At 71.4% G+C, this 12,250-nt stretch carries 9 protein-coding genes; 2 read left to right on the top strand and 7 right to left on the bottom strand.

Features of this window, described 5'->3' with window-relative positions; translation table 11 throughout:
• Nucleotides 1-21: 21 nt before the first annotated feature.
• The 7 genes from ACFW6B_RS36910 to ACFW6B_RS36880 form a co-directional block, all read right to left on the bottom strand.
• Nucleotides 22-1,077: a BMP family protein gene (locus ACFW6B_RS36910; RefSeq protein WP_386603437.1), complete on the bottom strand. Its 1,056-nt coding sequence runs from the start codon at nucleotides 1,075-1,077 to the stop codon at nucleotides 22-24.
• A gap of 302 nt (nucleotides 1,078-1,379) precedes the next feature.
• Nucleotides 1,380-2,432, bottom strand: coding sequence for a BMP family protein (locus tag ACFW6B_RS36905; protein WP_386603435.1), 1,053 nt, complete (start codon nucleotides 2,430-2,432; stop codon nucleotides 1,380-1,382).
• A 437-nt stretch (nucleotides 2,433-2,869) separates the two neighbouring features.
• Entirely contained in the window at nucleotides 2,870-4,093 is a 1,224-nt protein-coding gene (locus ACFW6B_RS36900) for an amidohydrolase (RefSeq protein WP_386603514.1), read from the bottom strand.
• 483 nt (nucleotides 4,094-4,576) lie between these two features.
• A complete protein-coding gene (locus tag ACFW6B_RS36895) occupies nucleotides 4,577-5,650 on the bottom strand; it encodes a hypothetical protein (RefSeq protein ID WP_386603433.1) in 1,074 nt (357 codons plus the stop codon).
• Nucleotides 5,651-5,688: 38 nt separating this feature from the next.
• Nucleotides 5,689-6,627 carry an N-acetylneuraminate synthase family protein gene (locus ACFW6B_RS36890; protein ID WP_386603431.1) on the bottom strand — a complete coding sequence of 313 codons (939 nt, stop codon included), beginning with the start codon at nucleotides 6,625-6,627 and terminating at the stop codon, nucleotides 5,689-5,691.
• Nucleotides 6,628-6,641: 14 nt separating this feature from the next.
• Nucleotides 6,642-7,949: a cytidylyltransferase domain-containing protein gene (locus ACFW6B_RS36885; protein WP_386603429.1), complete on the bottom strand. Its 1,308-nt coding sequence runs from the start codon at nucleotides 7,947-7,949 to the stop codon at nucleotides 6,642-6,644.
• A gap of 73 nt (nucleotides 7,950-8,022) precedes the next feature.
• Nucleotides 8,023-9,360 carry a DUF6716 putative glycosyltransferase gene (locus tag ACFW6B_RS36880; protein WP_386603427.1) on the bottom strand — a complete coding sequence of 446 codons (1,338 nt, stop codon included), beginning with the start codon at nucleotides 9,358-9,360 and terminating at the stop codon, nucleotides 8,023-8,025.
• Between the two features lie 198 nt (nucleotides 9,361-9,558).
• On the opposite strand from ACFW6B_RS36880, the gene ACFW6B_RS36875 reads away from it, so the two are divergent.
• On the top strand, nucleotides 9,559-10,539 hold the full coding sequence (locus ACFW6B_RS36875) for a glycosyltransferase family 2 protein (protein WP_386603425.1): 981 nt from the start codon (nucleotides 9,559-9,561) through the stop codon (nucleotides 10,537-10,539).
• Nucleotides 10,536-11,870 (top strand): alpha-2,8-polysialyltransferase family protein, encoded by a 1,335-nt coding sequence (locus ACFW6B_RS36870; protein ID WP_386603423.1) that lies wholly within the window; start codon nucleotides 10,536-10,538, stop codon nucleotides 11,868-11,870. The genes ACFW6B_RS36875 and ACFW6B_RS36870 overlap by 4 nt, the downstream gene beginning before the upstream one ends.
• The last annotated feature ends 380 nt before the right edge of the window (nucleotides 11,871-12,250 follow it).

The raw sequence follows: 12,250 nt of genomic DNA, 5'->3' as shown, positions 1-12,250 counted from the left end.
CTGCTCCTGAGGTAACTCTCGTCAGCTGGTCTTGACCTTGATCGCACCGCTGATGATCTTCTCCTGGGCGGCCTTGACGGCGTCCTGGATCGCGGCGTTGTTCTTGAAGGCCGGGTTGGAGTCGGCCAGGCCGACCTCACCGGACTTCAGATCGCCCCGAACGATACCGCTCTCGGGCTTTCCGTCCTCGACCGACTTCGCCAGGGTGTAGACCGCCTTGGCGACATCCTTGGTCGCGGAGGTCAGGATCGAGTCCTTGTACTTGGCCAGCGCTTCCTGCTTGTACTGGTCCGAGTCGACACCGATGGCCAGGACCTTCTCGGCGGCGGCGGCCTCGATGACACCCTGACCGGAGAGACCGGCCGCGGCGTAGACGACGTCGGCCTTCTTCTCGATCTGGCCCTCGGCGGCGGCCTTGCCCTTGTCCGGGCTGGAGAAGCCACCCTCCTGGGCGGTCTGGGTGAGGTACTGCGAGAGGACCTTGACGCCGGGCTTGGTGTCCTTGACGCCCTGCTCGAAGCCCGCCGCGAACTTGTGGATCAGCGGGACGTCCACACCGCCGATGAAGCCGACCGTGTCGGTCTTGGTGGCCTTGGCGGCCGCGACGCCGGCGAGGTAGGAGGCCTCCTGCTCGGAGAAGACCAGGTCCGCGACGTTCTTCGCCTCGACGGAGGAGTCGTCGACGATGCCGAAGGTGGTGTTCGGGAACTTCTCCGCGGCGGCCTTGACGGCCGGGCCGTAGGCGAAGCCGACGCCGATGACCGGGTTGAAGCCCTGCTTGGCCAGCGAGACCAGGCGCTGCTCCTTGTCCGCGTCCGTCTCGCCCTCGGTGGGCTCGACGTCGGCGGTGTCGTACTTGAACTCGCCCTTGGCCTTCATCAGGCCCTCGTACGCGGCGTCGTTGAAGGACTGGTCGCCCTTGCCGCCGACGTCGTACGCGATGGCGAGGCCCTTGTTGCCGCCCTTGTCGTCCGAGGAGGCCGAGGAGGAGGTCGAGGTGCCGCCACAGGCGGACAGAGCGAGGGCGAGAGAGGCGGTCGCAGTGCCTGCGAGCGCGATGCGGGTAACCCGGCGCATTACATGTGCTCCTGTCGTACAGCGCCCGACGGTTCAGCTTCGGCGCTGGCTTCGCCGCAGATTAACGCGCGTAGACCTACGAGAAAACCCCTTCTGTCCACCTTGTTATCCGGCTGTGCTCGACGCCACTCGTCCACGGGCCCGGGACGCGCCGACCGCAGGGAAAAGGTGGCGGAGGGTGACCTTCTGTGCGGACGGCGGAACGGGCGGGCACCTGGGGCGCCCGCCCGTTCGGCGGTACTTCGATCGTGTCCCGCCGCTTCGGCGTGGCGGCGGGCCGGGCCCGCCGCCGTCCGGGTGACCTAAGAGGTCTTGACCTTGATGTCGCCGGCGATGATGGCCGCCTTGGCCTTGTCCACGGCCTCGGTGAGACCGGGGACCTCCGCCATCTTCGGGTTGCTGTCGGCGAGGCCGACACCGTTCACCTTGAGGTCGAAGGTCTGCGTGCCGGTCAGCGGCTTGTCGTCGTGGACCGACTTGGACAGCGTGTAGACCGCGCCGCCGACGTCCTTGAGCGCGGAGGTGAGGATCTTGTCCTTGTACGCCGCCAGCGCTTCCTGCTTGTACTGGTCGGAGTCGACGCCGATCGCCCACACGCCCGCCTTGGAGGCGGCCTCGATGACACCCTGGCCGGAGAGGCCGGCGGCGGCGTACAGGACGTCCGCGCCCTTCTCGATCTGGCCCTCGGCGGCGGCCTTGCCCTTGTCGGGGCTGGAGAAGCCACCCTCCTCGGCGGTCTGCGTCAGGTACTGCGAGAGGACCTTCACGCTGGGCTTGGTGTCCTTGACGCCCTGCGTGTAGCCGGCCTCGAACTTGTGGATCAGCGGGACGTCCACACCGCCGATGAAGCCGACCGTGTTGCTCTTGGTGGCCTTGGCGGCCGCGACACCGGCCAGGTACGAGGACTCCTGCTCGGCGAAGACCAGGGAGGCGACGTTCTTGCCCTCGACGACCGAGTCCACGATGCCGAAGGTGGTGTCCGGGTACTTCGCGGCGGCCTGCTCCATCGCGGGGCCGTAGGCGAAGCCGACGCCGATGACCGGGTTGTAGCCCTGCTTGGCCAGCGAGACCAGGCGCTGCTCCTTGTCGGCGTCCGTCTCGCCCTCGTTGGGCTCGATGTCGGCCGTCTGGTAGCCGAACTCCTTCTTCGCCTTCTCCAGACCCGCGTACGCGGCGTCGTTGAAGGACTGGTCGCCCTTGCCGCCGACGTCGTACGCGATGGCGAGACCCTTGTCGCCGCCGCTCTCGCTGCTGCTGCTGTTGCTCTCGCTGCTGGTGCCGCCGCAGGCGGTGGCGGCGAGTGCGAGCGACGCGACCCCCACCGCGATGCGGGTCAGGCTGGCTATCCGACGCATCTGAAGTTCCCCATTCTCCAAAGCCCCGCAGTGGGTGCTGAGTTCGGCGCACATTAACGCGCGTAGACCGTCCAGGGAACGGGGTTCCGCCTGGCCGTTATCCATTCGTGCCGATGGCCGGTTACGTCCCTGTGAACCACCCGGCCGAAAGGTGTGTTCGGGGATGCAGTGACCTGACGGCCCCTCACGCGGCGGTTCCGGCGAACGGATCCGACGTGACGGAACGGGTGGCCCCTGCTCCACGAAGTGACTGTTGTCGAACAACTGCCGCCCACGCTACTGCCGGGGTGTGGAGGGCGCGACCGGAGTTCACCCGGCCGTGTCCGGCGCCCGCCGACACCCTGGTGCCGCGGCGGACGCCGGTGCCGCGACACCGGGAGGACCGGGAGGACCGCCGGCCGGACAAGTCCCCGGGAGGACCACCGGCCGGACAGTCCCTAGGCAGGCTGCTGGTCCAGGAGGGCCGCGGCGGTGAACATCTCGACGCCGACCGTGATCGCGTGCTCGTCGGCGTCGAAGTCGCCCCGGTGCAGGTCGCGGGTGACGCGGTCGCCGGGGCGCCGCACTCCGAGCCGGGCCATCGCGCCGGGCACGTGCTCCAGGTACCAGGAGAAGTCCTCGCCGCCGAGGCTCTGCTCGGTGTCCTCGATGGAGTGCGCGCCGCGCCGGGCGGTCATGGCCTCGCGGAGCAGTTCGGTGACGACCGGGTCGTTGACGACCGGCGGGACGCCCCGGACGTAGTTGATCTCGGACTTGGCGCGGTAGAGGTTCGCGATCTCGTCGATGGCCGCGTGGACGAGGTCGGGTGCGGCCCGCCACGCCTCGAGGTCCAGGCAGCGGATCGTCCCGGACAGTTCGGCGTGCTGGGGGATCACGTTGCAGGCGTGGCCCGACTCGATGCGTCCCCAGGTCACCGCGAGCCCGCTGCGGGCGTCCACGCGCCGGGCGACCAGCGCCGGCACGTCGGTCACGACCCGCGCGGCGGCGGTGACGAGGTCGGTGGTGAGGTGGGGGCGCGCGGTGTGGCCGCCCGCGCCGTCGAGTGACACTTCGAGCCGGTCGCACGCCGAGGTGATGGGGCCGTGCCGCAGTCCGATGCGCCCCGCGTCGACCCTCGGGTCGCAGTGCACGCCGACGATCCGTCCGACCCCTTCGAGCACGCCCGACTCGATCGCGTCCGGGGCGCCGCCGGGCAGCACCTCCTCCGCCGGCTGGAAGATCAGCCGGACGCGCCGGGGCAGCAGGCCCCGGGCGTGCAGGTCGGCGAGGACGAGACCGGCGCCGAGCACGACCGTGGTGTGGACGTCGTGGCCGCAGGCGTGGGCGCGGTCGGGCACGGTCGAGCGGTACGCGCAGTCACTCTTCGTGTCCGGAATGGGCAGCGCGTCGATGTCGGCGCGCAGCGCCAGCATGGGGCGTACGTCGTCCGCGTCCCCGATGTCACAGATGAGGCCGGTGCCCATGGAGAGGACCCGCGGCTCGAGGCCCGCCTGCTCCAGGCGTGCCTTGATCGCCGCGGTGGTGCGGAACTCCTGGTTGCCGAGTTCCGGGTGCATGTGCAAGTCGCGGCGGAACGCCACGAGTTCGGAGCGCAGTGCCTCGGGCAGCGCGCCCGGGAGCAACGGCTCCCCGGGGAGATCGGCCTCGGACTCTCGGGACATCAGTTGGTTCACCCTTTGAAGGGTAGGACGACCGGGCGGCCAACTGACCCACGATCAACAAAAGTTCAGCCCGTTAGGGGAAGAAAATCTGACCGTGTGGTGCATGGCCGGCTACGAGGATGGGTAGACTCGCCCGGCTCTCCGGGCGTTTGGATCTTGAACGGGCGCGGGTGACCGGCTGTGATCCGACTCGGCGGGCGGTGTCCGCCGATGTGCACCGGGAACGCCCGGGGTCTCCGGGTCCGTTCCCCTTCATGGTCTCCACGGTCTCACACCACCGCATCCGGGTCCCGGATCCGGCGCCGGCTCGCGACACCCGGGGCACGTTCCGTGACGGGGGCCGCCTCCGGGCGGGCCGGGGAAGTCCCGTCCGACGGGACGGCGGCGCGGCGGGACGGGCGGAAGCGCGCCGGGGCGGGCGCCGCCCGCCGCACCACCGGGGCGCGCCGGGCCCCACCGGCGGACGAAGCCCGCGGACAGGCTCTAGCCGCCGGAGGCCGTCGAGAGGCGGTGGACGTCGCGGGCCGTCCCGGTGACCCCGGACAGGAAGCCCTGGGCCCTCGGCGAGGCGTTCTCCGTCAGCCAGGCCGGGTCGATGTCGCAGACCGCGACCCGCACCTCGGTGCCGGCCAGGGCGAGCGGCAGCGTGTGGACGACCGTCGACGGGAAGCTCAGGATGGTACGGCCTATGGGGCCGCGCCGGGCGATCAGTTCGAGCGGCAGGTCGGGGCGGACGATCTCCAGGCCCGTCCCGGCGGCCAGCCGGTGCAGTTTGTCCGCGCTCTCGCGGCGGTGCGCGAAGTAGCGGTCCGCGCCGTGCGCCTTCGCCAGCGCGCGGACGGCTTCCAGATAGCGGTCCGGATCGACCACGCCCGTCTCGACGAGCGAGGTGCCGACCAGGTCCGCGCCCTTGGTGAGGCGCGGCGGGCCGAACCGCTCCCGGGTCCAGGAGAACGCGTTGGCGGTGACCGTGACCCCCTCCGGCGCCGATTCGATCGGCATCGAGGAGAAGACCTCGACCGTGCGGCGGCCGCTGGGCGTCAGCCTGCGGCGGGCCGAGGCGGACACGGGGGCGAAGATCACGTCCCGCGGGCCGGGGCGGCCGCCGCGCCGGTGCCAGCGCACCAGGCGCTCACCGCGGGCGAGCTGGGCGACGAACTCCATCGTCGCCGTGCCGTCGTCGACCACGACCAGGTCGCGCGCCCTGGTGATGGTCAGCAGGAGCTGCACGTAACGGGAGAACGGGTCCCCCATGACGATCCGCCGGGCGCGGCGCAGCAGCGGGGCCAGTCCCCCGATGGTGCGGAAGGGGGCCGTGGTGCCGCCGCGCGCCTCCTCCCAGCGGACCGTGTGACCCTCGTCGCGGGCGAGTTCCGCCATCCGGCGGAGCTGGCCGCGGGTCATCGGGTCGTTGGGGGACAGGACGACGAGGGTGAGTCCCGCGCCGGGCGCCGCACCGTCGTGGGCGTGCGCCCACTCCAGCACGTTCAGGAGCTGTACCGGGCTCTCGACGAAGGCGAGAGTGGCGGGGCCGGCGGAACCGGCGCGGGGGCTCATCGACGTACGACCGTCCCGTCGTAAGGGATTCAGGGCGTTCAGACCGAGACGGGCTCGCCCGCGGCCGCGGCGATCTCGGCCTCGGCGACGACGCCCGTGACGCGGCGCAGCTTCTTCATCGGGCCGAGTTCGGAGTCGTAGACCTTCTTGACGCCGTCGCCGAGGGAGGCCTCGATGGTGCGGATGTCGCGGACGAGGCGGGTCAGGCCCTGCGGCTCGACGGAGGCGGCCTGGTCGGAGCCCCACATCGCGCGGTCCAGGGTGATGTGGCGCTCGACGAAGGCGGCGCCGAGGGCGACCGCGGCGAGCGTGGTCTGCAGGCCCGTCTCGTGGCCGGAGTAGCCGATCGGGACGTTCGGGTACTCGGCCTGCAGGGTGTTGATGACCCGGAGGTTGAGCTCCTCCGCCTGCGCCGGGTAGGTCGACGTGGCGTGGCACATCAGGATGTTGTCGCTGCCGAGGACCTCGACCGCGTGGCGGATCTGCTTCGGCGTCGACATGCCGGTGGAGAGGATGACGGTGCGGCCGGTGGCGCGCAGGGCGCGCAGCAGCTCGTCGTCGGTCAGCGAGGCGGAGGCCACCTTGTGAGCCGGGACGTCGAACTTCTCCAGGAAGGCGACGGCCTCGGTGTCCCACGGGGAGGCGAACCAGTCGATGCCCTTCTCCTTGGAGTACTCGTCGATCCGGCGGTACTCGTCCTCGCCGAACTCCACGCGGTGGCGGTAGTCGATGTAGGTCATGCGGCCCCAGGGGGTGTCGCGCTCGATGTCCCACTGGTCGCGCGGGGTGCAGATCTCCGGGGTGCGCTTCTGGAACTTGACGGCGTCGCAGCCGGCCTCGGCGGCCGCGTCGATGAGCTTGAAGGCGTTCTCCAGCTCGCCGTTGTGGTTGATGCCGATCTCACCCACGACGTAGACGGGGCGGCCGGGACCGGCGGTCTTCGAACCGAACTGGCGCATACGGGAGTTGGTGCTCATGGTGGGGAAGTTCCTTACTTGTCGAGGGAGTCGAGAGAAGGGCCGAGGATCCAGCTGGCGATCTCTCGGATCGCGCCGTCGCCGCCGGGGACGGTGGTGACCGCGCGTGCGGCGCCGCGCACGACGTCGTGGGCGCTCGCGACCGCCACCGGCCAGCCCACGAGGGCGAAGCAGGGGAGGTCGTTGACGTCGTTGCCGACGTAGAGCACGCGCTCGGGCGCGATGCCCTGTTCCTCGCACCACTGCTTCAGCGCGAGGTCTTTCCGGTCGATGCCGTGCAGGACCGGGAGCTTGAGCTTCCGGGCCCGGGCGGCGACGACCGGGTTCTGTTCCGAGGACAGGATCAGCATCTTCAGACCGCTCCTGCGGAGGGCTGCGATGCCGAGGCCGTCCCCGCGGTGCACGGAGACGAACTCCCGTCCGTCGGAGTCGATCAGCACCCTGTCGTCGGTCTGGGTGCCGTCGAAGTCGAGGACGACCGCGTCGATGTCGTCGGCGGTCGGGAGGGAGCCGGGCCTCGTCGCGTCGAAGAGCGGCGCGAGGGCCCGGGCGCGGGCGAGGTCGTGCGGGTCGTCGATCTCCAGCACGCGGGCCGGGTCGGTGCGCACGAGTTCGGTGCGGCCGAAGAAGCGGTGCCTGGCCTCGCGGAAGCCGGTGGCCTCCATGGCGTAGACGGCACCGGTCTCCAGGAGGTCCTGGGGGCGGTCCTGGCGGCGCGGCCGGAAGGACTTGTCGTGGTTGACGCCGTAGCCGCCGCTGGTGGCGGTGTCGGCGACCAGGACGCCGGACCGGCCGTCGACCGCCGCGCGGCCGGTCCCCGCGGTCACCGCGGCCGTGGGCTCGTCGTCCCCGTCGCGCCACACGAAGCCGTGGAAGGCGGCCACGGTCAGCGCCGTGTCGGCGCCGTTCGCGACGATCGCGTCCACGACGCCGTCCACGTCCTCGCGGACGATGAACGGGCTGGTGCACTGCACGAGCAGCACCACGTCGACCGGGGAGCCGTGCAGCGCCTCGTGGGTGTCCATGGCGTGCAGGACGGCGGCCTCGGAGGTGGCGGTGTCCCCGGCGATGGCGGCGGGGCGCAGCACGACCTCGGCGCCGGCCTGGCGGGCGGCCGCGGCGATGGCCTGGTCGTCGGTGGAGACGACGACGTCCGTCACGAGGCGGGCGGCGCGGCACTCGCGCACCGCGCGGGCCACCAGCGGCACACCGCCCACGGGCAGGAGGTTCTTGGCGGGCACGCCCTTGGAGCCGCCGCGCGCGGGGATCACCGCGAGCACGCGGCGCACCGGCGCGGGCCGGCCCGCTTCCGAGTTGGTCATGCGCTTCTCCTTGACGAGGGAGCTGAGGGAGGCGTGGGGGCGAGGGGCGGCGGGGAGGCCGCCGCCGGGGTGCTCACAGTTCGCCCATCCGCCGGATCACCGGTGCCACGCGCTGGACGCCGTGGCGGTAGGCGCCGCGGGCGGCCTTGCGCACGAACTGCCGTACGGGGCTGGGTTCCCGGTCCGCCGCCGGGGCGCCGGGCAGCGGGCTGCCGTCCGGGCCGAGGTGGTGGCGGGCGAGGATGCCGGGCAGGTAGCCGGGCGCGGTGACGGGGGTGTAGTAGGGGGCGAGGGGCGGCAGCCCGTCGACGGCGAGGAGTTCGGTGATGCGCCGCCGGGCCGCGTCGAAGGCGGTCTCGTACGATCCGTCGGCGGCCACGCCTTGGCGGGCCACCCACCCGGGGTCGGGCACCGGCCGGTGTCCCGCGTCGAGCTGGTCCCAGGAGGCGAGGCAGCCGGATCCCACGAAGTGGTGGTTGCCGAGCGCCTCGCGCACCCCGAGGTCGGTCAGGACGACGGTGGGGATGCGCCGGTGCAGGGATTCCAGGGCGGCGGTGGAGCTGACGGTGACGAGCAGGTCGGTGCGGTCGAGGACCTCACCCATGTGCCCGTACACCAGACGGAAGTTGGCCGGCGGGTCCGCCTTCTGCACCAGCTTCTGGTACGGCAGCTCCTCGATGTGCGTGGTGTGTTCGCCCGGCTTGGAGCGCAGCTTGAGCAGGACCTCGCGGTCCGGGTGCAGCCGCGCGTGGCCGATGAGCCGGTCCAGCAGGTACGTACGGTCCTTGCGGCTCTCCGGTACGGAGGGCTGGGCGGCGAAGACGACCGTGCAGGGCCCGCGCCCCCGCTCCGCGGACGGGTCGCGCTCCGTGTACGCGTCCCCGCCGAGGAAGGGCAGCGCGACCTCGGTCACCGAACCGGCGTCCGCGCCCACGCCCTCGTACACGGCCCGGAAACGGTCCGCGTCCTGGCGGGAGTTGGCGAGGACGAGGTCCGCGCCGTGCCGCAGGAGCAGCCCGTCGGCGAGCTTCTCGTAGACGACGCCGACGTAGCCGGTGACGACCAGGGGGCGCTTCGCCCGGCCGTCCCAGGCGCGGGACAGGCCGTGCAGGACCGCCTGGACGGCACCGCCGACCAGGGCGAGGACGACCACGTCGTAGACGCGGTCCTCCCTGCCCATCTCGCGCAGGAACTCGACGGCGGTGACCTCGCGGAGGGAGTCCGCGCGGACGCCGACCTCTTCGAGCTGGCGGGCGGTCGGGGTGGCACGGCCGCGCAGGAGGAATCCGTCGAGGCGGACGTCCGACTCGGCCGGGGAGATGCGGTTCGCGGTGAGCGAGCCCCATTTCCACCTGGTGTCGGAATCCGCGAGGACGGCCACCCGCAGCGGCTTCGAAGTACTTGCTGGCACGTCCCAGACGCTAGGAAGCCATTCCGAGGAGCGGCCCAACCCGAATACAACAAAGGGTTAACAGCGCGTCGACGAATGGGGAATCGGCCCGGGACCGGCCGAGAAAACGACGTGGTTCACGGTACCGCCACGCGTCGTTCACCTTGCATCCCACCAACGGTAAAGACGAATGCCGGGCCGCCCCCTAACGTCACACGGGTGGTCAAGCTCTCCGTCATCGTGCCGTTCTACAACGTGCAGCAATATGCGCCCGACACCCTGAAGAGCCTGCGTGCGAACGCACGGCAGGATTTCGAATTCATCCTCGTCGACGACTGCTCGCGCGACGAGACACCGGACATCCTCGCGCGCGCGGAGCGCGAGCTCCCGGGTGCGGTGTATGTCAGACACGAGAAGAACGGAGGACTGGCCACCGCCCGCAACACCGGTATCGACAGAGCGCGTGGCGAGTACCTCACGTTCCTCGACGGGGACGACTGGCTCGCCCCCGGACACTACGAACAACTCGTCTCCTCCATCGAGGATCTGGGCTGCGACTTCGTCCGTACGGACCACGTCCAGTGCACGGCGCGGGCCCGCAGCGTGCACCGTGTCCCGCACGGCCGCCGCGGGGTCGTCATGGACCCCCGGGACGCCATCCTCCCCTCCGACCGGTCCACCTCGGTCGACTACGCCTACGCCTGGGCGGGCGTCTACCACCGCCGGCTGGTCGACCGGGGGTTGCTCCACTTCACCGACGGGCTGCGCACGGCCGAGGACCGGCCGTGGATCTGGAAGCTGCACCGGGAGGCAGAATCCTTCGCCACGGTGGGCCTGCTCGGCGTGTTCTACCGGCGTGGCGTCGCCTCCTCGCTCACCCAGATCGGGGACGTTCGCCAACTCGATTTCATTCGGGCGTTCGACCAGGTCGTGGCGGAAACCGCCGAGGACCGGGAGGCCGAAAAACTCCTGCCCAAAGCAGTGCGCACGTATTGCGCGATCATTTCCCACCACCTGGGATCCATCGAAAGGTTCGAGCCGGCAGTGGCACGGAAACTGAAGTCCATGAGTGCCGTCGCGCTGCGCCGAATGCCCCAGGGCGTGCTCGACGAGGCACTCGACTCGATGGACGTCCAGCGCGCCACCCGACTGCGCCGGCTGCGCCGACGGCCCGCGTCCGCCGCGGGGGTGGCCGCGTGACCACCCAGATCTTCATGGCGTCCACGCTGTACGGCACGGCCACGCTCGCCGCGGCCCTCGACACCGACGCCTTCGGGCCCGCCGACCGGCGCATCCTGCTCGTCTCCAACAACGCGGCGACGCCGGAGACGACGTCCGCCGTGGACGCGATGCCCGGCTTCGAGCGGCTGCGCGGCCGCTTCGACGACGTCATCTCCTGGAACGGGACCATCTCCCCCTTCCACCCGGGCGGCTGGGCCCCGCGGCCGGACGACGTCCCCCTGTGGGAGCGGTATCTGCGGCTCGCCTGGCACCTCGGCGACGACGACGTCGAGCTGGCCGTGGAGTCGATCCAGGTCAACCCGGCGCTCGGCGTCTCCCAGATCTTCACGGGCGCGCCCGTCACGGTGTACGCCGACGGTCTGATGAGCTACGGCCCCACCCGCAACAAGATCGACCCGCTGGTCGGCACCCGGGTGACCCGGCTGCTCCATCTGGACCTGGTCCCGGGTCTGACGCCGCTGCTGCTCACCGAGTTCGGCGTCGAGCCGCAGATCGTGCCCACTGACGCGTTCGTGAAGGTGCTCGCGGAACTCGTCGACACCGGGGACGAGTTGCCGTCGGTCGACGAGCCGGCGCTGCTGCTCGGCCAGTACCTCTCGGCGCTGGAGATCCTCACCGCCCAGGAGGAGGAGGAGCTCCACGTACGGATGCTGAGGGGGGCCCTCGCGCTCGGCCACACCCGCGTGGTGTTCAAGCCGCACCCCTCGGCCCCGGCGCGCTGGTCGCGGATGCTGGAGAAGGAGGCCGAGAAGCTCGGCGCCGACCTCACCGTGCTCGACACCCCGGTCCTGGCCGAGGTGCTCTACCAGCGGATGCGGCCCGCGCTGGTCGTCGGCTGCTTCTCCACGGCACTGCTCACGGCGTCCGCCCTGTACGGCCTGCCGGTCGCCCGCGTCGGCACCGGCCCGCTGCTGGACCGGCTCACCCCGTACGAGAACAGCAACCGCGTCCCGGTGACCATCGTCGACGCGCTGCTGCCCGACCTCGCGGACGGCGCGGCGGTCACCGCACAGCGCCCCGGCATGGACGTGGCGGACCTGACGGGGCTGCTGAAGGCCGTCGGCTTCGCCATGCAGTCGAAGATCTACCCGGACCTGCGTCCGGCCGCCGAGAACTATCTGACGAACCGTCTCACCGACGACACCTGGCGCTACTTCAAGCGCAAGCGCCTGACCTCGCTGGCGCTGCCCGGGGCGGTCCCGGCCCAGCTCGCCTTCATCCCGCGCAACGCGACCGTGCGCCGGGTCGCCCGGAGGGCGCGCTCGCTGAAGCGGGCGGTGGGCCGCTGAGGGGCGCTTTCCCGCGCGGGACACCAGGGAGCGGGGCCGGGTCGACCACGACCGGGCCCCGCTCCCTTGCGTGCGCCCCCCGGCGCGGGGTGCCGGTCCCAGCTCCCTTCGCCCCCTCCGCCCCTACCCTCCCCCAAGGTCTCGGCTTCGCTCGACCAGGGGGGACCCCCATCGTCCCAGGGGCTCCGCCCCAGACCCCGCTCCTCAAACGCCGGAGGGGCTGAATTGTCCGGGACCGGAATGGCCAGGCACCACGATGCACCCGCACCCGGCGACGCGCGGGAGGGGCCGTGCCGGTACATCACATGCCCGTCGCCACCGACAGCCACATCTCCGTCCAACGGCGACGGGCGGATGTACCGGCACGGCCCCGACCCACC

This window comes from Streptomyces sp. NPDC058751 (genome assembly GCF_042746485.1).
Classification (GTDB): Bacteria; Actinomycetota; Actinomycetes; order Streptomycetales; family Streptomycetaceae; genus Streptomyces.
The sequence above is the reverse complement of the archived record's forward strand: the minus strand, read 5'-3'. Positions and strand labels throughout refer to the sequence as shown.